The sequence below is a fragment of the Paenalcaligenes sp. GW821-LYS-B07-1 genome, from assembly GCF_058803365.1.
Window position 1 is genome coordinate 967,351 of record NZ_CM179516.1, and the last position, 20,514, is coordinate 987,864.

Annotated in this window: 12 protein-coding genes; 9 read left to right on the forward strand and 3 right to left on the reverse strand. The window is 50.2% G+C overall.

Annotation, left to right across the window (positions count from 1 at the left end):
* Positions 1–83 precede the first annotated feature (83 nt).
* The gene (locus AC3QL0_RS04520) at positions 84–2,354 is read right to left on the reverse strand and encodes an NADP-dependent malic enzyme (protein ID WP_493010275.1); all 2,271 of its coding nucleotides are present in this window, start codon (positions 2,352–2,354) and stop codon (positions 84–86) included.
* Positions 2,355–2,812: 458 nt separating this feature from the next.
* Here AC3QL0_RS04520 and AC3QL0_RS04525 point away from each other — a divergent pair, with 458 nt between their 5' ends.
* The 5 genes from AC3QL0_RS04525 (at position 2,813) to AC3QL0_RS04545 (ending at position 11,139) form a co-directional block, all read left to right on the forward strand.
* Positions 2,813–5,689 carry a 2-oxoglutarate dehydrogenase E1 component gene (locus tag AC3QL0_RS04525; protein WP_493010276.1) on the forward strand — a complete coding sequence of 959 codons (2,877 nt, stop codon included), beginning with the start codon at positions 2,813–2,815 and terminating at the stop codon, positions 5,687–5,689.
* A 47-nt stretch (positions 5,690–5,736) separates the two neighbouring features.
* Positions 5,737–6,939: a 2-oxoglutarate dehydrogenase complex dihydrolipoyllysine-residue succinyltransferase gene (gene odhB / locus AC3QL0_RS04530; protein WP_493010277.1), complete on the forward strand. Its 1,203-nt coding sequence runs from the start codon at positions 5,737–5,739 to the stop codon at positions 6,937–6,939.
* 162 nt (positions 6,940–7,101) lie between these two features.
* A complete protein-coding gene (gene lpdA / locus AC3QL0_RS04535) occupies positions 7,102–8,529 on the forward strand; it encodes a dihydrolipoyl dehydrogenase (protein ID WP_493010278.1) in 1,428 nt (475 codons plus the stop codon).
* Between the two features lie 167 nt (positions 8,530–8,696).
* Positions 8,697–9,788 (forward strand): cell division protein ZapE, encoded by a 1,092-nt coding sequence (gene zapE, locus AC3QL0_RS04540; RefSeq protein ID WP_493010279.1) that lies wholly within the window; start codon positions 8,697–8,699, stop codon positions 9,786–9,788.
* A gap of 31 nt (positions 9,789–9,819) precedes the next feature.
* Positions 9,820–11,139, forward strand: a complete 1,320-nt coding sequence (locus tag AC3QL0_RS04545) for a tryptophan--tRNA ligase (RefSeq protein WP_493010280.1) — start codon at positions 9,820–9,822, stop codon at positions 11,137–11,139.
* Between the two features lie 352 nt (positions 11,140–11,491).
* Here AC3QL0_RS04545 and AC3QL0_RS04550 read toward each other — a convergent pair whose 3' ends face one another.
* Positions 11,492–13,867, reverse strand: a complete 2,376-nt coding sequence (locus AC3QL0_RS04550; protein WP_493010940.1) for a Tex family protein — start codon at positions 13,865–13,867, stop codon at positions 11,492–11,494.
* 135 nt (positions 13,868–14,002) lie between these two features.
* Here AC3QL0_RS04550 and yoaA point away from each other — a divergent pair, with 135 nt between their 5' ends.
* Positions 14,003–16,018, forward strand: a complete 2,016-nt coding sequence (gene yoaA / locus AC3QL0_RS04555; RefSeq protein WP_493010941.1) for a DNA repair helicase YoaA — start codon at positions 14,003–14,005, stop codon at positions 16,016–16,018.
* A gap of 46 nt (positions 16,019–16,064) precedes the next feature.
* Here the strand turns inward: yoaA and AC3QL0_RS04560 are convergent, their stop codons facing one another.
* A complete protein-coding gene (locus tag AC3QL0_RS04560) occupies positions 16,065–16,880 on the reverse strand; it encodes an outer membrane protein assembly factor BamD (protein ID WP_493010942.1) in 816 nt (271 codons plus the stop codon).
* 83 nt (positions 16,881–16,963) lie between these two features.
* Between AC3QL0_RS04560 and AC3QL0_RS04565 the strand changes: the two genes are divergently transcribed.
* The 3 genes from AC3QL0_RS04565 to AC3QL0_RS04575 all read left to right on the forward strand — a co-directional run bounded on the left by AC3QL0_RS04565 (position 16,964) and on the right by AC3QL0_RS04575 (position 20,473).
* Positions 16,964–17,941, forward strand: coding sequence for an RluA family pseudouridine synthase (locus AC3QL0_RS04565; RefSeq protein ID WP_493010281.1), 978 nt, complete (start codon positions 16,964–16,966; stop codon positions 17,939–17,941).
* On the forward strand, positions 17,926–18,699 hold the full coding sequence (pgeF, locus tag AC3QL0_RS04570) for a peptidoglycan editing factor PgeF (RefSeq protein WP_493010282.1): 774 nt from the start codon (positions 17,926–17,928) through the stop codon (positions 18,697–18,699). The genes AC3QL0_RS04565 and pgeF overlap by 16 nt, the downstream gene beginning before the upstream one ends.
* 151 nt (positions 18,700–18,850) lie before the next feature.
* On the forward strand, positions 18,851–20,473 hold the full coding sequence (locus AC3QL0_RS04575) for a PHA/PHB synthase family protein (RefSeq protein ID WP_493010283.1): 1,623 nt from the start codon (positions 18,851–18,853) through the stop codon (positions 20,471–20,473).
* Positions 20,474–20,514 lie beyond the last annotated feature (41 nt).

Consider the following 20,514-nt stretch of genomic DNA (forward strand, 5'->3'; position numbering starts at 1 on the left):
GTGTGAAAAGTGAACGGCATAAAAAACTCCCTCCCAGTGTGTGCTGAGAGGGAGTTGTTTGTAGCAGATAGGCCTGCTTTTTCTTAGGCTTGTTCAGCTTCTTCCATTGCATCCAACACTGCGATGGCAGTCATATTCAAAATACGACGTACGCTTGCGCTAGTGGTCAGGATGTGTACTGGGCGTTTTGCACCCAGCAGAATTGGGCCCATGGCTACGCCACCGCTACCAGTCACTTTCAGGATGTTGTAGGTAATGTTACCGGCATCCAGATTGGGAGTGATCAGCAGGTTTGCAGGCGCTTTCAATGTGCTGTCTGGGAAGGCTTTGAAACGTACGCTGTCGTCCAGTGCGGAGTCTGCATGCATTTCGCCATCAACTTCCAGTTCAGGTGCCATTTCAGCCAGTAGGCGACGAGCCTCAGCCATTTTTCTGGACGATACGTTATCGCGGCTACCAAAGTTGGAGTGTGACAGCAGCGCAACGCGAGGCTCTACGCCAAAGCGGCGAACTTCGTGTGCAGCCAGAATAGTCATGTTGGCGATTTGTTCTGCGCTAGGGTTCTCGTTCACATGCGTATCGCAAATGAACAAGGTTTGTGTAGGCAGTACCAGAGCGTTCATGGCGGCAAAAGTCGTAGCACCTTCTTGCAGACCAATCACATTTTCAATGTGGTTCAGCTCATTGATGAATGGTGAGGTTACACCGCATAGCATGGCATCAGCATCGCCACGTTCCAGCAACATCGCACCAATCAAGGTGTTATTTTTGCGGATAGTCGCTTTTGCCACTTCAGGTGTTACACCAAAGCGTGCGCGTTGTTGGTAATAGCTGGTCCATGTTTCGTTGAAACGATCGTCGTTTTCTGGGTCAACAATTTCCACGTTCACGCCAGGTTGCAGACGCAGGCCAAAACGTTTGATGCGCATTTCGATCACGGAAGGGCGACCAACCAGAATTGGTTTAGCAATACGCTCGTCTACAGCCGATTGCACAGCACGCAATACGCGCTCATCTTCACCGTCAGCGTAAATAACGCGTTTAGGTTCTTGCTTGGCTTGCATGAACAGTGGACGCATCAGAGGACCGGAGCGATACGTCATCGCAATCAGTTTCTGGCGGTAGGCTTCCATGTCAGCGATAGGGCGTGTAGCAACACCAGAGTCCATAGCTGCTTGAGCCACGATTGGAGCAATGTGTGCCAACAAACGAGGATCAAATGGGCGAGGAATAATGTAGTCAGGGCCAAAGCTTAGTTCGCTGTCATCGTAGATCTCAGCTTCTGCAAGTTCAGCAATGGCTTTTACGCATGCCAGCTTCATTTCTTCGTTAATGACGCTTGCACCACAATCCAGCGCGCCGCGGAAAATGAAGGGGAAGCACAGAACGTTATTTACCTGGTTAGGGTAGTCGGAACGGCCTGTGGCGATAATGCAGTCTGGGCGTGTTTCTTTAGCCAACTCAGGGCGGATTTCAGGCTCAGGGTTAGCCAAGGCCAGAATCAGCGGCTGTGTGCCCATGCTTTTCAGCATGGCTGGTGTCAGTGCACCAGCAGCGGAACAACCCAAGAATACGTCTGCGTCCACAATAGCGTCAGCCAATGTGCGATAGTCAGTTTCTTGAGCGTATTGAGCCTTGCTTGGCTCCATGTTTTCTTCACGGCCTTTCCAGATGATACCGCGGGAGTCTGCTACATAGATGTGCTCACGTGGCAGGCCCAGGCTTACCAGCAAGTTCAAGCAAGCAATAGCTGCAGCGCCAGCACCAGAACATACCAGTTTTACATCTTCGATTTTCTTGTTAACGACTTTCAAACCGTTAACAATCGCAGCGGTAGAGATAATGGCGGTACCGTGCTGGTCATCGTGGAAGACCGGGATCTTCATGCGTTTGCGCAGTTCTGTTTCGATGTAGAAGCACTCGGGTGCTTTAATATCTTCCAGGTTTACGCCGCCCAGAGTGGGCTCCATGGCAGCAATAATATCTACCAGTTTTTGTGGATCGTTTTCAGCCAACTCGATGTCGAACACGTCGATGCCAGCAAATTTTTTGAACAGGCAGCCTTTACCTTCCATCACAGGCTTGGATGCCAGTGGGCCGATATTGCCTAGGCCTAGTACAGCAGTACCGTTACTGATCACACCTACCAGGTTGGCGCGGGATGTGTACTTAGCTGCTGCCTCGTTACCATCTGCATGAATAGCCATACATGCTTCAGCAACGCCGGGGGAGTAAGCAAGAGACAAGTCGTCTTGATTCGCCAGGGGCTTAGTAGGGGTAACCGAAATTTTTCCGGGTGTAGGGTAAGCGTGGTAATCCAGCGCCATTTTGGCCAGATCTGCTTTGGCAACCATTGTTGATGTGCTCCTGCGGGATATCTATCTGTGTAAAAGCTAAAATCGATTTGCTCTTTTTTTTCATCAGGCAAATTACGGTGAATTGCATGTTATAGCGTGAATGTGCAAAGTAATGCATGTCGCAACGCAACATAGAAAAAGTATTGAAGCGTAGCGGGAACAAAAAGTACCTGTAGAACCAAGTGGATCTACAAAATTGCAGCCTTGCATTGTACCAAGTGGACCTGACTTTTTTGGCGTATGCGCAACAAAGTGGCTCTGGTAAAGGGTTTTCAAGTGGTCAATGTGCACAGTTGAATGCTGACATGTATACTAAATTACATACGGCTTGTTTAAAGGCGTTAAGTAGTTAAGTAGCCTTCTGCTCTGCTATCCGCTATACGGCGTGGCCGTGATCGCGGAAGGTATTCCTGCATCTCATTACGAGTGAAACACTCGGACAGGTGAAGCATATAATGTCATCATCGCAACTAGAATTGCTGTCCACGTCCTATCTTTTTGGTAGCAACGCTGCCTACGTAGAAGATTTGTACGAGATTTATCTGGACAACCCCACTGCGGTGCCTGGTGAATGGCGTGATTATTTCGACCAGTTGCAGCATCTGCCAGCAACCGATGGTCGTGAACATACACGTGACCAAGCACACGCTCCAATCGTAGAATCTTTCGCACAGCGTGCAAAAGCTAATGCTTTGGCTGCCCGCATTCCTTCAGTGGACTTAAGTGTTGCCGCTAAGCAGGTATCGGTACAATCGCTGATCGCCGCTTACCGCTCTTTGGGCGTAAGGCTGGCTATGTTGGATCCTCTGAAACGCACCGAACGTGTTAGTTTTGCAGAGTTAGATCCTTCTTTTTATGGTTTGACCGAAGCTGATCTAGATCAGGTTTACTCGGCCACCAACACATACTTCACCACCAATGTGACAATGACTTTGCGCGATTTGCTCAAAGCATTGCGTGACACCTATTGTCAATCCATTGGTGCTGAGTTTATGCACATCTCTGACCCTGTAGCCAAACGTTGGATACAAGAGCGTCTGGAATCCGTGCATGGCTCCTTTGAATTTAATAACGACGAAAAACGCAATATTCTGCAGCAGTTGACTGAAGCAGAAGGTCTAGAGCGTTTCTTGCACACTAAATACGTAGGTCAAAAACGATTCTCGCTGGAAGGTGGTGAAAGCTTCATCGCTTCCATGGACGAAGTCGTGAACCACGCTGGTGACAACGGCATTCAGGAAATCGTAGTGGGTATGGCTCACCGCGGTAGGCTGAACATGCTGGTAAACATCATGGGCAAAATGCCTGGTGATTTGTTTGCTGAGTTTGAAGGTCGTTACACCGAAGGTCTGACCGACGGTGACGTGAAATACCACAACGGTTTCTCAAGTGACTTGTCCACTCGTGGTGGCCCAATTCACTTGTCTTTGGCCTTTAACCCATCCCACTTGGAAATTGTTAATCCAGTGGTTGAAGGTAGCACTCGTGCTCGTCAAGACCGTCGCGGTGATGCGACTGGTGAACAAGTATTGCCCGTGCTGGTACACGGTGACGCAGCGTTTGCTGGTCAGGGTGTAGTAATGGAAACGCTGAACCTGGCCCAAACACGTGGTTACGGTACTGGCGGTACATTGCATATCGTTATTAATAACCAGATTGGTTTCACCACTTCCGATCCACGCGATGCGCGTTCTACACTGTACTGTACAGATGTAGTGAAAATGATCGAAGCACCTGTGTTCCACGTAAACGGTGATGATCCAGAAGCCGTTGTGTTCGTAACACGTCTGGCATTGGATTACCGCAAGCAATTCCGCCACGATGTAGTGGTTGATATTGTGTGTTTCCGTAAACTGGGCCACAACGAACAAGACACACCAGCCCTGACACAGCCGCTGATGTACAAGAGCATTGGTAAGCACCCAGGTACACGTAAACTGTACGCTGAGAAACTGGTAGCCCAGAATGTGCTGTCCGATGAAGAAACAGAAGACATGGTGAAAGCCTACCGTCAATTGATGGAAGACGGTAAGCGTACTGTTGAGCCTGTACTCACAGACTACAAAAACAAGTACTCCACCGACTGGTCTCCATTCCTGAGCGCTAAATGGACAGATCAAGCTGATACAGGCTTGCCTCTGGCTGAATTGAAACGTTTGGGTGAGCGCATCACTGAAGTACCTGAAGGCTTCACCGTACACTCGCTGGTTAACCGTTTGCTGAACGACCGTCGTGCGATGGTTCGTGGCGAAATGAACGTAGACTGGGGTATGGGTGAGCACTTGGCATTTGCGTCGCTGGTGAACACTGGTTACGCCGTGCGTATTACAGGTCAAGATTCCGGCCGTGGTACGTTCAGCCACCGTCATTCCGTATGGCACGATCAAAAACGTGAGCGTTGGGATGATGGTACCTACATTCCTCTACAAAATATTTCCGAAAACCAAGCCTCTTTCTTGGTGATCGACTCCGTATTGTCTGAAGAGGCAGTATTGGCGTTTGAATATGGTTACGCTTCTGCTGAGCCCAACATTCTGACGATCTGGGAAGCACAGTTTGGTGATTTCGTGAACGGTGCCCAAGTGGTAATCGACCAGTTCATCAGCTCCGGCGAAGCAAAATGGGGCCGTCATTGTGGTCTGACCATGATGCTGCCACACGGCTACGAAGGCCAAGGTCCAGAGCACTCCTCTGCACGTATTGAGCGTTTCTTGCAGTCATGCGCTGATAACAATATTCAAGTGGTTCAACCCACAACTGGTGCGCAGATTTTCCACGTATTGCGTCGCCAGATGATTCGTCCTTTCCGTAAACCGCTGGTGCTGTTTACGCCTAAGTCCTTGCTGCGTAACAAAGCAGCAACTTCGCCATTGAGTGATTTGTCTGAAGGCAGCAAATTCCAGCCTATCATTGCCGAAGTAAACGAGGACATCAAATCAGCAGACGTGACACGTTTGTTGGTGTGTTCGGGTAAGGTGTACTACGACTTGGTTGCTGAGCGTGAAGCACAGCAACGCGGTGACGTAGCAGTTGTTCGTGTAGAGCAGCTATACCCATTTGCGCATAAATCTTTCCAAGCGGTTGTGCAGCAGTACCCCAACCTGAAGGAAGTGGTTTGGGTGCAAGATGAGCCTCAGAACCAAGGTGCTTGGTTCTACATACAGCATCACCTGATTGAAAATATGGCTGAAGGTCAGAAGTTGAGCTATGCAGGTCGCCCCGCATCAGCCTCGCCTGCAGTGGGTTACTTGGCTAAACACCAAGAACAACATAAAGCCTTGCTTGAGCAAGCCTTTTCACCACGTATCAAGGGCTTCTCGCTGGTTAAATAAGCGGGACCACTTTTAGCAAATACACACATTTACGGAAAGAAAATATTATGTCTATTATTGAAGTTGTAGTTCCTCAACTGTCTGAGTCTGTTTCTGAAGCATCCTTGCTTGAGTGGAAAAAGCAACCTGGTGAAGCCGTTAGCGCCGACGAAATTCTGATCGATGTTGAAACTGACAAAGTAGTATTGGAAGTTCCAGCTCCTGCAGCTGGCGTGCTGGTAGAGATTGTTAAAGGTGACGGCGCTACAGTATTGGCTGGTGAAGTATTGGCTCGTATCGATACAGCCGCTACAGCCGCTGCTGCTCCTAAAGCTGAGGCTGCTCCAGCTCCTGCTGCACCAGCTGCTGCGTCTGCAGAAAAATCCACAACGATTGCAGCTGCGTCTCCAGCTGCTGCAAAAATCCTGGCTGAAAAAGGTCTGGAAGTCGAAAACGTTGCTGGTTCCGGCCGTGGTGGTCGTGTGACCAAAGAAGACGCCGTAAACGCACAAGCTGGTAGCACACAAAAAGCGGCTGCTCCTGCTGCTCCTATCGGAGTGTCTTTAGATGGCCGTCCAGAACAACGTGTTCCTATGAGCCGTCTGCGTGCTCGTGTTGCTGAGCGTCTGCTGCAATCCCAACAAGAAAACGCCATCCTGACTACGTTCAACGAAGTGAACATGCAGGCTGTGATGGACCTGCGTAAACAGTACAAAGACGTGTTCGAGAAAGAGCACGGCGTGAAACTGGGCTTCACTTCTTTCTTCGTGAAAGCAGCTGTTGCTGCGCTGAAAAAATACCCTATCATCAACGCTTCTGTTGATGGCAAAGACATCATTTACCACGGTTACTTTGATATCGGTATCGCTGTAGGTAGCCCACGTGGTTTGGTTGTACCTATTCTGCGTAACGCTGACCAACTGAGCATCGCCGAAATCGAACAGCAAATCGCTGATTTCGGTACACGTGCTCGTGATGGCAAACTGACTCTGGAAGAGTTGACTGGCGGTACCTTCTCCATCTCGAACGGTGGTGTATTCGGTTCCATGTTGTCCACACCAATCATCAACCCACCTCAGTCCGCTATCCTGGGTATCCACGCTACTAAAGAGCGTGCAGTGGTTGAAAATGGTCAGATCGTTATTCGCCCAATGAACTACCTGGCTATGTCCTACGATCACCGTATCATTGATGGTCGTGAAGCTGTTCTGGCTTTGGTCACCATGAAAGAAGCGTTGGAAGATCCTCAGCGTTTGTTGCTGGATATTTAATCTAGCATCAGGTCTTTGATCATGTTTTAATGGTTCGGCCAGATGCGCACCGTATCTGGCCGGTCTTATTTTCAGTGCAGTACTTCGCAATGAAGAGCTCCAGTCCTGTTTGTGCGTACAAGGGCTACTGTTGAGCTGCACGAAAAAGCTAAAGGTAAGAAAATGGCAAAACAATTTGATGTAGTAGTGATTGGTGCTGGTCCTGGTGGGTACATTGCAGCGATCCGTGCTGCCCAGCTGGGTATGTCGGTAGCGTGTGTGGATGCATGGAGCGATGCAAGTGGTAAAGCAGCTCCTGGTGGTACATGCACCAACGTAGGTTGTATCCCTTCCAAAGCACTGTTGCAGTCTTCCGAGCACTACGAACAAGCTGGCAAACACTTTGCCGAGCACGGTATCGAAGTTAAAGGTTTGGGCCTGAAACTGGACGCACTGCTGGGTCGTAAAGACACCGTAGTTACTCAGAACAACCAAGGTATCCTGTACCTGTTCAAAAAGAACAAAGTTAGCTTCTTCCACGGTAAGGCCGCTTTCAACGCTAAAGTTGATGCAGGTTGGTCGGTGAAAGTTGAAGGCAAAGATACAGAAGAGTTGATCGCTAAACACGTAGTGGTAGCAACAGGTTCTTCTGCTCGTCAATTCCCTGACTTGCCTTTCGACGAAGAAAAAATCGTATCCAACGACGGCGCACTGCGTTTTGCTTCCGTACCTAAAAAACTAGGTGTGATCGGTGCTGGTGTGATCGGTCTGGAACTGGGTAGCGTATGGCGTCGTCTGGGTGCTGAAGTAACAATCTTGGAGGGCGCTGCTGATTTCTTGGCTGCTGCTGACCGTGATGTGGCTAAAGAAGCGCTGAAAGCGCTGACCAAACAAGGCTTGAACATCCAGATGGGTGCCAAAGTTAAAGGCATCGATAGCAAAGGCAAAGGCGTAGAAGTTAGCTACGAAGATGCTGCTGGTGCAGAGCAATCCCTGAAAGTAGATCGCCTGATCGTATCCATCGGCCGTGTACCTAACACTGACGGTCTGGGTGCTGAAACAGTAGGTCTGAAACTAGACGAGCGTGGTTTCGTTGTAGTAGATGACGACTGCCTGACCAACTTGCCTAACGTATGGGCAGTGGGCGACGTAGTACGTGGTCCTATGCTGGCTCACAAAGCGGAAGAAGAAGGTGTTGCAGTGGCTGAGCGTATCTCTGGCCAGCACCCTCACGTGAACTTCGACACAGTGCCTTGGGTTATTTACACATCCCCAGAAATTTCTTGGGTAGGTAAAACTGAGCAGCAACTGAAAAACGAAGGCCGCGACTACCGTGCTGGCAGCTTCCCGTTCATGGCTAACGGCCGTGCACGTGCGCTGGGTGATACTACCGGTTTCGTGAAAGTATTGGCTGATGCGAAAACAGATGAGGTTTTGGGCGTACACATTGTAGGTCCTATGGCTTCCGAGCTGATCGCAGAAGCAGTGACTATCATGGAATTCCGTGGCGCGTCTGAAGACATCGCACGTATTTGCCATGCTCACCCAACATTGTCCGAGGCTCTGAAAGAAGCAGCTTTGGCAGTGGATAAACGTGCATTGAACTTCTAATCAAGTTTTGTGCAGGAAAAAGCAGGCCTAGGCCTGCTTTTTTTATGGTCATAATGTTGTAGCCAGTCACGTACTGTGTACGCGTCTTGCGACGTTATGCTTCTTAGATCAGACCCGTAGTAGTTAAGGGTTTATACTGGTCGTTTTACTGTTTTCACTGCATTTACATGTCTGTTCGTCAATATTACAAGGATGCTCTGGCAGAGCGTGGTTACGAGGCTGATGCTGCCCAATTGGCGGGTATCGATCGCTTGCAACGCTTTTCCGATGAACTTCAGGCTTATGAACGTAGTCAACGTTCATTGATGAAGCGCTGGTTTTCCAAAGAGGCTCCACCTGAAGGCGTGTACCTGTGGGGTGGGGTAGGGCGTGGTAAAAGCTTCTTGATGGATGCGTTTTATCGCAGTGTGCCCATAGAACGTAAAACACGTCTGCATTTTCACGAATTTATGCGCAGCGTGCATCAGCAACTGAATAACTTCAAAGGGCAAGCTGACCCTTTAGAAGCCGTTGCACAGGTCATCGCAGATCGCTATAGGTTGATTTGTTTTGATGAGTTTCATGTGTCAGATATTGCTGATGCCATGATCTTGTATAAACTCTTGCTGGGGTTGTATGAGCGTGGTGTGTGCTTTGTGATGACCTCAAACTATCCGCCCGATAGTTTGTATCCAGATGGTTTGCACCGTGATCGCATCTTACCGGCTATTGCGCTGATTAAAAGCCGTATGAACGTGTTGACCATCGATACAGGGGTAGACTACCGCCGCCGTTCGTTGGAGCAGGTGAAGGCGTATTTCACGCCTCTGAACGATGAAAGTCGTGCGCACTTACAGTCTGTGTTCGACAAGTTGTCTGATACAGCACCAATGGAACCCACCATTGAAATTGAAAATCGTACCTTGCCGATGGTTGCCCGCAGTGGTAGTGTGGCGTGGTTCGGTTTTGATGTGTTGTGTGAAGGGCCGCGTTCCCAGAACGACTACTTGGATCTGGTGAGCCGCTTCCAGACGGTGATTTTGTCTGATGTGCCGCGTATGACTGTGCGTGACGCGTCAGCTGCCCGCCGCTTCACATGGCTGGTGGATGTGTTGTACGACCACCAAGTCAAACTGATTATCTCGGCAGAATGTGAGCCAGATGAGTTGTATGTGGAAGGCCCTATGGCCTCTGAATTCCACCGTACGGTCTCGCGTCTGGTTGAAATGCAGTCTAAAGAGTATCTGGAGTCCGAGCGCCGCAGCGCTGTGACCCTCTAATTTACTAATTGTTTTTAAAAGTCTTGATCTGATGAGCACACGTATACTTACAGGCATCACGACGTCGGGTATCCCACATTTGGGAAATTATGCTGGCGCTATCCAACCTGCGATTCAAATGAGTCGCCAAACGGGTAACGACGCATTTTTTTTCATGGCCGACTACCACGCATTGGTGAAATGCGATGATCCAGAACGGGTGGCCCGTTCGCGCCAAGCGTTGGCAGCTACGTGGCTAGCAGCAGGTCTGGATACAGATAAAGCTACCTTCTACCGTCAGTCTGATATTCCTGAAATTCCAGAGTTGAACTGGGTATTGAGTTGCGTGACGTCTAAAGGCTTGATGAATCGTGCGCACGCATACAAAGCAGCGCAAGATCAGAATGCAGCTAAAGGCATAGAGCTGGATGATGGCGTGACTATGGGGTTGTACTGCTACCCAGTATTGATGTCTGCCGACATTTTGATTTTTAATGCCAACAAAGTGCCTGTAGGCCGTGACCAAGTACAGCATTTGGAAATGGCACGTGATATCGCTCAGCGTTTCAACCACATGTATGGCGAAACCTTTGTGCTGCCAGAGGTACAGATTGCGGAAAACGTGGCTATTTTGCCGGGCCTAGATGGTCGCAAAATGTCCAAGAGTTATGACAACACCATTCCACTGTTTGAAAGTTCAGAAGCTGAATTGAAAGCAGCCATTATGCGCATCGTGACGGATTCCCGTCAGCCTGGTGAGCCTAAAGATGCTGACGCTTCAATGATCTTCCAGATCTACAAAGGTTTTGCTAGCGACGCACAAACTGCTGCGCTGAAAGCAGAGCTAGAGCGCGGCATGGGCTGGGGCGATGCTAAAAATGCCTTGTTCACCTTGCTGAATGACCACTTGGCTCCAATGCGTGACCATTACCAAGACTTGCTATCTCGCCCAGACGATATCGAAGACATCCTGTTGGCTGGTGCAGCTAAAGCACGCCGCTACACAGAGCCTTTGATGGAAAAAGTGCGTGATGCCGTAGGCTTGCGTAAAGCGAAGCGTGTAGCGGTGTCAGCACCTGCCGAGAAGAAAGCAGCACGTAAAGGCCGCTTTGTCAGCTTCCGCGAAGAAGAAGGTTTCCGCTTCCGTCTGTTGGATGCGGCGGGTACCGAGCTGTTGGTGTCTGAAGTGTTTGCAGACCCTCGCCAGGCTGGCATGGCACAGAAAGCATTGGCTGCACTGAATGATCGTAGCCAATTTGACGTGGCAGGCGATGAGGCGTTGGTGGTGGTGGAAGGCACTAAAGTTGCCAGCTTGCCAGTTGCTGAGTTGGATGCTTTGCTGGAAACCTTGGAAGGAATGCGGGCGGAGTAAGCGCTGCAGTCTTTTATCTGAGTAGTAAAAATGGCTCCTGATGTAGGGGCCATTTTTTTATTGTTTAGGCAGTGATGACTGATGGGTTATTACGGCATGCATAGCGCACGTTTTGTGAAAGCTAGTGCTGAGTATGCCGAGGCTCCATTCATCGCACGCGTTGGGGGACTGCAGGAATACTTTTTGTGATTTGAGACACCAAATCAAAAAAGTTTCCTCTCCGTCCCCCGATTGTTTTGAATGTGGCTAGGTTTATAGTCCTTTCTTGAGTAGTGGTAGCTGTGCTCCTCGCAATAAAAAAACGGCCCCTGCATCAATCAGGGGCCGTTTTTAACGTAAAGCCTAACGCGTATTACTTACGCAGTTTGGCAAATGCTGCCGCCATTGCATTATTCGCGGGTTCCTCACGGCGTTGCTGTGGTGCACGGGTGTTGTTGCGCTGGCTTCTACCGGCGCCAGCTCGTTTATCCGCATCACCGCTAGAGGGGCGTGAGCTAGGGATGTCGTCATTCAAACGCATGCTTAAGCTGATACGTTTGCGGGGTACATCTACCTCCAGCACTTTAACCTTCACGGTTTGGCCTACACGTACCACATCGCGAGGATCACTCACAAACTGGTCAGATAGCGCCGAGATGTGCACCAAGCCGTCTTGGTGTACGCCTACGTCCACAAATGCACCAAAGTTTGCCACGTTGGTCACTACGCCTTCCAGTGTCATGCCGGGTATGAGGTCAGAAATCTTGGTTACGCCTTCCATGAAGGTCGCCGTGCTGAATTCTGGTCGTGGGTCGCGGCCTGGTTTTTCAAATTCAGAGAAAATATCTTGAACAGTAGGCAAACCAAAGCGCTCGTCGGTGAAGTCGTTAGGGGATAGCCCTTTGAGAGCACCACTTTGACCCATCACTTCTTTGGCTTGTTTTTGAATACGTGCCAAGATGCGTTCGGCGACTGGGTAGGCTTCTGGGTGAACGGCGGAAGCATCCAGTGGGTTGTCAGCGTTAGGAATACGCAAGAAACCAGCAGCTTGCTCAAAAGCCTTGGGGCCGAAACGTGGCACATCCAGCAATTGCTTGCGGGACAAGAATGCGCCATTGCTGTTACGCCATTCCACAATGTTTTTAGCCAGTGTGGCGTTCAGACCAGATACGTGCATCAGTAATGGAGCAGAGGCGGTATTCACATCCACGCCCACTGCGTTCACACAATCCTCAACCACAGCTTCTAGTGAGCGGGCCAGTTCGCGTTGGTTTACGTCGTGCTGGTATTGGCCTACACCAATGGCTTTAGGTTCGATTTTTACCAATTCAGCCAATGGGTCTTGCAAGCGACGGGCGATAGATACCGCACCACGCAAGCTTACGTCCAACTCAGGAAACTCTTTGGCAGCAAGCTCAGAGGCAGAGTACACCGATGCACCTGCTTCAGACACAGAAACGCGTGTGAGTTGTAGTTCAGGGTGACGGCTTTGCAGTTCGGAAACCAGTTTTTCAGTTTCGCGCGACGCAGTGCCGTTACCTACTGCTACCAGCTCAATGTTGTGTTTCTTAGCGATAGCGGCCAAAGCTTTTAAGCTGCCTTCTACATCACGGCGTGGCTCAAAAGGATAGATGGTGACGGTGTCTAGCAGTTTGCCTGTAGTATCAATGGCCGCTACTTTCACACCGGTACGAATGCCGGGGTCTAGGCCCAATACGGATTTATGGCCAGCTGGTGCTGCCAGCAACAGGTCGCGCAGGTTAGCAGCGAAAACGCGAGTAGCCTCTTGTTCAGCTTGTTCACGTAAGCGTGTAATGAGCTCGGTTTCAAACAAGGTGAGCAGTTTTACGCGCCATGTCCAACGGCATACGTCGGCCATCCATGCTTCGTGCGCAGTAGCTTGGCTATCAAAGCGTGCAGCGCTGTTGCTGAGCTCGGCAATGCGCTCAATGCAGGGGTGAGGGTGCAGTGCTTCTTGTTCTTCGCTTAGACCTAAACGTAGTGTCAACACGCCTTGTTGGCGGCCACGTAGCAAGGCCAATGTACGGTGTGAAGGCAGGGTCCGTAGGGTTTCGCTAAAATCAAACCAGTCTTGGAATTTGTTGCCTTCTTGCTCTTTGCCTTCTACTACTTTGGCGTACAGCAAACCGCTGTTCCACAAGTATTCACGCAGCTTGGCTAACAAGTCAGCATTTTCGGCTTGGTTTTCAGACAGAATGTCACGAGCACCATCCAACGCTGCTTTGCTACTATCAAACGGTGCTTCACCTACAAAGGCTTCGGCCAGTACCAGTGGATCACTGGTGGGGTTGTCCAGAATATTTTGCAGCAAGGCATCCAAACCGGCTTCACGGGCAATTTGTGCGCGTGTGCGACGTTTGGGCTTGTAGGGGGTGTATAAGTCTTCTAGGCGCTGTTTGGTATCAGCCGAAGTGATTTCGGAAAGAAGTTCAGGATTGAGCTTACCTTGTTGCTCAATCGAATCTAAAATGGCGATACGGCGGGTTTCCAGTTCGCGCAGATACAACAAGCGCACTTCTAACTCGCGTAGTACACCGTCATCTAAACCACCAGTGGCTTCTTTACGGTAACGGGCAATAAACGGTACGGTGGCACCATCATCCAGCAAATCCACTGCCGCAGTGGCCTGATTAGGGCGTATGCTCAACTCGGTTGCGAGCTGTTGCAAAATACGGTTTTGGTCAATGGTACGCGGGGAAGAGGAGGGGGTAGTTGTCATGGATTCAATACGGCCAAAAAACAAAAGGTCGGGCTTGGTGCCATGCCGGAGGCTGACGTGAATCCCGTGTATGAACGGGAACCCAGTAAAAAATGATCGGCTTTGATTATAGAGCCGTGCAGAGATATTGAAAGAACTATGACCATGCTGACACAGGAACTTGACGAAATTTTTGCAGAGGGTGGACCTCTGGCGGAGTCTGTGCAGCAATATCATTTGCGTATGGGCCAATTAGAGCTGGCACGCTCCATACATAAGGCTATTTCCGAGCACGAAATACTGATTGCCGAAGCCGGTACGGGTACAGGAAAAACGTGGGCGTACTTGGTGCCCGTATTCCTGAGTGGTGCTAAAGCACTAGTGTCTACGGGGACACGTACTTTGCAGGATCAGTTGTTTAGGCGAGATTTGCCGCACTTACGAAAAGCTTTGGGTTTACCGGTGCAAGTGGCGTTGTTGAAAGGTCGTGGCAACTATGTGTGTCATTACCACTTAGAGCGTACAGAGCAAGATGGTCGTGGGTTTGCGTCACGCCGCGAAGTAACGTGGATGCGTGAAATCCAGCGATTTAGCGAAACCAGCAGCTCAGGCGATAAATCCGAGTTAGCCAGTATTCCTGAGGATGCTGAAATTTGGTCGCGAGTGACGTCCACACGTGAAAACTGCTTAGGACAAGATTGCCCTTATGTAGGTGATTGCTTTGTGTTGAAAGCGCGCCGTAAGGCGCAAGAGGCTGACGTGGTGGTGGTGAACCATGCGTTGTTTATGGCCGATTTGGCGTTGCGTGAAGAGGGTATTACTGACTTGCTGCCAGCGGTAGACACTGTGGTGTTTGACGAGGCGCATCAGTTGCCAGACGTAGCTACTCGTTTCCTGGGCACATCGGTATCGCTGCATCATTTATTAGATTTGGCGCGCCAAACCGAGGTGGCAGGCTTAGGTCATGCACGTGGTGTAGTGGATTGGAGTGCTGTTTCGGGGGCCTTAGAGCAGGCCTGTAGAGACTTACGTTTGGCGACGGCTGAAGTAGCCAAGATGCCGGGGGCTCGTGCCACTTTTGAAATGATTCCAGAGCCAGAGGCCTTTGATGAAGCCTTAGAGGTACTGCTGGAAAAGTTAGACAAAATTATCAAGCTGCTGGATATGCTGGCGGAAAAACACCCAGACCTAGGCGCGGCTCACAAACAAGCATTGCTGTTGCGTGCTAGGTTGTTTCTGTGGAGCCAGCCAGATAGGCAAGGGCGTCATGCGCTAGCGCCTGATACAGCTTCAGCCGAGCTAAAAGAATCTGCTGCCGATGAAATGGTGCGTTGGGTAGAGCACACACAAACGTCGTTGCGTTTTCATAGTGCACCGTTGTCGGTAGCGAAAATATTCTCGCGCTACCGAGAACCGCATCAAGCATGGGTGCTGACATCGGCTACCTTGTCAGTACACGGTAACTTTGCGCACTTTGTGCATCAGTTAGGTCTATGGCAAGCCCGTACAGAAGTGTGGCCGTCTCCGTTTGACTATCCTCAGCAAGGGCTGATGTTTGTACCTAATAGTTTACCGGTGCCCTCGTCGCCGCAATTCAATGAACGCTTTGTAGAATTGCTGATGCCGCTGATACAGCAAGCTAAAGGCGGGGTGTTGGTGCTGTGTACCACGCTGCGTTCGGTTGAGCGTATTGCTGAGTTGCTGCAAGAGCGCTTTGAGGACTTAGGCATTACTAGACCTTTGTTGCGTCAAGGCGAGCGTTCACGACGCGTGTTGCTGGAAGAGTTTCGCAATGGTCACAACATGGTGCTGGTGGGTAGTGCGAGCTTCTGGGAAGGCATTGACGTGCCGGGTGATGCGTTGACCTTGGTGGCGATTGATAAGCTGCCGTTTGCGCCGCCAGATGATCCAGTGCTAGAGGCTCGTATCAATGCCTGTAGAGAGCGTGGTGGTAATCCATTTATGGAGTACCAGTTACCCGATGCAGCGATTGCCTTAAAACAAGGGGCGGGGCGCTTGATTCGTACTGAGCAAGATTGGGGCGTTTTAGTAGTAGGTGATGCGCGTATTGTAGATAAACCCTACGGAAAATTACTATGGCGTGGGTTGCCACCATTTTCGCGTACGCGAGACCCACAGCGTGCATTGGCTTTTTTCAAAGACAAGCAACAAGAGGAATAAAAAAAGGCTGCCATCAGGCAGCCTTTTTTGTATGCGTGAAACGTGCTTAGAACCAGTTAATAGGGTTCCAGTAGTTGCTAGGCGTATCCAAGCCTTGCTTCCACAGAATACTGTCAGGGAAGTTTTCGTCCATGATGCGTTTGGTGTCGTCACGCAAAGCGGCTTCACCTAATTTGTCGTAAGACAAGTACATCAAGTACAACGCTTTTTCCGCAATGGCTACACCGTGGAAATCGGTAATGACGCGTTGTGCACGGTTAATGGAAGCCACATAAGCGCCACGTTTGTAGTAGTACTCAGCAACGTGTACTTCGTTTTCTGCAATAGTGCTCACCAACCAAGTGATACGTTGTTTCGCGTCAGCAGCGTAACGGCTATCGGGGTACAGGTTGATCAATTCGTTAAACGACTCATACGACTCACGCAAACCTTGGGGATCACGCTCACTAGGGTCTTGTCGTGTGAACCGCGTCAACATCGCGCTAGGTGGTGTAAACGTAATCAACCCTTTGAGGTACAACATATAGTCGCTGCCGGGGTGATTAGGGTATTGCTTCTGGAAACGGTCAATCGCAGCCAATGCTTGTTCTGGCTCGTCGTCTTTCCAGTTAATGTAGGCTTGGTCAATCAAAGCCTGTTGCGCATAAGTGCCAAATGGGTAGCGAGCTTCAATAGCTTCCAATCTAGTACGGGCAGCTTTCCAGTTGCCGGCGTTCATTTCTTCACGCGCATCTTGGTAAAGCTTTTCTGCTGTCCAGCCGGCAGTGGGATCTACGGCAGGCTTGGTGGCACCACAACCCGCGATCACCAATACTACGCAGAGTGTTGCCAAAGCTTTGGCATAGCGTTGAAGATTAGCGATCCGAGATAGAAAAAAACGAGCAAGACGAGTCACAGAAGCATCCTTGGTGTTAGCATTTCAGACTGATTATATGATTTGTTGCTATGCAAGACACTAATACTGCAAAAAATTTACACGATCTCCTGTCCGACGAGGCAGTGGAAGAGCGTCGCTTTGTGTTACCTATTACTCAGGAACCCGAGCGTTTAGATAAAACACTGGCCTTATTGTTGCCAGAGCATTCGCGTAGCCGACTGCAGTCCTGGATCGAGGACGGGCATGTGCAGGTGAATCAGCAGGTAGTGCGTACACGTCATATCTTGTACCCCGGCGATGTTATCACGGTGCAGGAACAGGCGGCACCTGAATCCACGGCTTTTACCGCAGAGCCTGTGGATTTTCCAGTGGTTGAAGAAAGTGCGCATTGGATTGTGGTAAATAAGCCTGCTGGCTTGGTTACGCATCCCGGTGCAGGTAACTGGACGGGCACACTACTGAATGGCTTGTTGTACCGTTACCCTGAGCTGGCTTCTGTAGCGCGTGCTGGCATTGTGCATCGTTTAGATAAGATGACCTCAGGTTTGATGGTGGTGGCGCGTACAGAAACAGCGCAAACACACTTGGTACGCCAATTGCAAAGCCGTAGCGTGAAACGTGAATACCGCGCATTGGTGCATGGTTTTGTGGCACCTGAAGGCACCATCAATATCCCTATAGGTCGTGACCCTCATGTGCCTGTCCGTATGGCTGTGAATGGTTCGGCTCCGCGTGAAGCTATTACACACTTTCATTGCTTACGTCATGGTTTGGCAGAGCGCGGTATCGCCTTTAGTGAAGTGGTGTGCAAACTAGAGACGGGGCGTACACATCAAATCCGTGTGCACCTAGCTAGCCAAAAGCATCCTCTGCTAGGTGATGATTTGTATGGCGGTAAAACTATGCTGGGCGCTGAGCGTCAGATGCTGCATGCCAGAGGGTTAGGCTTTGAAGACCCCGCTACAGGGCAGTTGGTGCGGTTCGAGTCGGCGTTACCGGATGATATGAACGCTGTACGGGAGTGCATTGAATGGAAAACCCCTTAAAGGTATCGACAATCACCGGCCCAGAATGGGCTGGTTGCTCATACTTCAGTAGTTTGCGTTATCCCGGTTACAGTCATGGTGATTGGGATGGGCTGAACGTAGGTGCGCACTGCTCTGATAGTGCAGCGGATGTGGCGGCCAACCGTGCCTTACTTAGGCAAAGCCTGCCCAGCGAGCCGGTTTGGTTGCAGCAGGTGCATGGGACGGGTGTCTTGGATGTGGACGTGTATGTGCCTTCGGGTAATGAGCCTCCGCAAGCGGATGCCGCCATCACAACGCAAACAAACAAAGTCTTGGCGATCATGACAGCGGATTGTCTGCCGGTAGTGGTGTATGATCCCCTAGGAGGCGTGCTGGGTGCCGCACACGCAGGATGGCGGGGGTTGGCATCGGGTGTATTAGAACGTATGGTAGATCAAATGCGTTCTAAAACAACTACTCAAGGGCCATTGTACGCCTGGGTGGGGCCGGCAATTAGCCAGCAACACTTTGAGGTAGGCGCAGAGGTGCGTGAGGCATTTCTAGATAATGATGCTCACTACGGCATGTATTTTGTTCCAGCAGTGAATGCTGGCAAGTATTTTGCTGATTTACCGGGTATTGCGCGCCACCGTTTGCATCAGCATTGCGATGGCAATATTGCGGTGGCTTTAAGTGGTGAGTGCAGCTACGAGCGTACTGACCGCTATTATTCATATAGACGTCAGGCATCCACAGGGCGGCTCGTGACGGTAGCGTGGTTGCAAAGCCAGGCCTAGTTGTTTATTCTGGATGTTACAAAGTGTAGGTGTGGCGGCAAGTGAAAGGCGTTGCGCGTTTCTTGTCATGCAAGCTTGCTGCGTGTGATTAGTTGTTTGACCGTTCAATAAAAGCCCATAGATGGCTTTGGCGACAGGGAGACAAGTTACGATGGCTGAGGCTGCGGTACACCCTCTTTCTTTTTTCATCAATTCTGATGATCTACAGGCTATTCGTGCCGACTTTGAGCAGCGCTGGCAGGCGTTGCAACAAGCAGCGGCACAGGCAACCTTGGGTATGCCCAAAAGTCGCCGCTTCAAAAGTGGTGCGTGGCAATCTCATCCCCAATCATTGATGGCTGCGCACGTGTGGGAGCTCTACTCTGACACGTTGCAGCAACTGGCAGACCAAGCCTCTATAGGGGTAGAGCAACAGCAACGACTCTCCTTTGCGCTGATGCAATGGATTGAGGCTATCTCCCCTGCGAATTTCCTAGCAACGAACCCAGACGTACAGCAAGACTTATTGTTTTCGCAAGGTGCAAGTTTGATAGCTGGTGCCAAAAACTTCTGGGAAGATCTGCAAAAAGGTAGGTTAAGCCAAACCGATGAAAGTCAGTTCCAACTCGGTGAGAACCTAGCCACTACAACTGGTGATGTGGTGTATCGCAATGCACTGTTTGAGCTGCTGCATTATCGTCCCACTACGACTACGGTTAAAGCCACTCCTTTGCTGGTGGTGCCACCGTGTATTAATAAATACTATATTTTAGATTTGCAGCCTCGTAACTCCTTTGTGAAACACGCGGTAGAGCAAGGTTATCAAGTCTTTTTGATGTCGTGGCGTAATCCGTTAGCAGACGACGAAGACTCTATTTCTCATGCAACGTGGGGAGATTATTTAGATAGTGGAGTGTTGCAGGCCATTGATGTGGTGCGTGACATAACACAGCAGTCCAAAATCAATGCGCTAGGCTTTTGTGTGGGTGGCACGCTGCTGAGTTCAGCATTAAGTTTGGCGGCCGCACAAGGCGAGCATCCGGTTAATGCTATGACCTTGCTGACCACTATGCTGGATTTTGATGATGTGGGCGCTTTGCAGGTTTTTGTGGACGAAGCGTTAGCCTGCTTCCGTGAGTGGCAGTTAGGGGCGGGCGGTTTGTTGGCGGCGAATGAGCTGGCCACTACTTTCGCTTTTTTGCGCCCAGCGGAACTAGTATGGAATTATGTAACCGATAACTACCTTAAAGGTAAAACGCCGCCAGCCTTTGATTTGCTATATTGGAATGCTGACGGTACAAACCTACCTGGGCCGTTTTTTACGTGGTACTTCCGTAATACCTATCTGGAAAATAACTTAAAGAATCCAGAAGGGGTGTGTATTAACGGCCATACCCTGAAATTGAATACGTTGGCTATGCCTACCTACGTCTATGGTTCCAGAGACGACCATATCGTGCCATGGCGCAGCGCGTACCGTAGTGCGCAGTTGTTGCAAGGTAATGTACGCTTTGTGTTGGGAGCGTCAGGCCATATAGCGGGGGTGATTAATCCTCCTGCAGATCAAAAGCGTCATTATTGGACACAAGTACAACCAGGTGGTTTAGATAAAGGCCTGGATTCAGAGCAGTGGTTTGAGCAGGCTCAGCAGTTGCCCGGTAGTTGGTGGGGCGATTGGATGCAGTGGCTGCAAATGCATAGCGGGGCCGATGTGCCTGTGCCTAAAAATACGGGTAATGCGCATTACCCATCGTTGGGTGCTGCGCCGGGTAGCTACGTGCGTGTTAGGGCGTGACCGCTAGATAAAAAAGAACGTTGGTGCAGCGCAGGCCAACT

Excerpts from the sequence above, each read along its gene's own strand:
- AC3QL0_RS04520 (WP_493010275.1), bottom strand. The coding sequence starts at position 2,354 with ATGGTTGCCAAAGCAGATCTGGCCAAAATGGCGCTGGATTACCACGCT.
- AC3QL0_RS04525 (WP_493010276.1), top strand. The coding sequence starts at position 2,813 with ATGTCATCATCGCAACTAGAATTGCTGTCCACGTCCTATCTTTTTGGT.
- odhB (WP_493010277.1), top strand. The coding sequence starts at position 5,737 with ATGTCTATTATTGAAGTTGTAGTTCCTCAACTGTCTGAGTCTGTTTCT.
- lpdA (WP_493010278.1), top strand. The coding sequence starts at position 7,102 with ATGGCAAAACAATTTGATGTAGTAGTGATTGGTGCTGGTCCTGGTGGG.
- zapE (WP_493010279.1), top strand. The coding sequence starts at position 8,697 with ATGTCTGTTCGTCAATATTACAAGGATGCTCTGGCAGAGCGTGGTTAC.
- AC3QL0_RS04545 (WP_493010280.1), top strand. The coding sequence starts at position 9,820 with ATGAGCACACGTATACTTACAGGCATCACGACGTCGGGTATCCCACAT.
- yoaA (WP_493010941.1), top strand. The coding sequence starts at position 14,003 with ATGCTGACACAGGAACTTGACGAAATTTTTGCAGAGGGTGGACCTCTG.
- AC3QL0_RS04565 (WP_493010281.1), top strand. The coding sequence starts at position 16,964 with ATGCAAGACACTAATACTGCAAAAAATTTACACGATCTCCTGTCCGAC.
- pgeF (WP_493010282.1), top strand. The coding sequence starts at position 17,926 with ATGGAAAACCCCTTAAAGGTATCGACAATCACCGGCCCAGAATGGGCT.
- AC3QL0_RS04575 (WP_493010283.1), top strand. The coding sequence starts at position 18,851 with ATGGCTGAGGCTGCGGTACACCCTCTTTCTTTTTTCATCAATTCTGAT.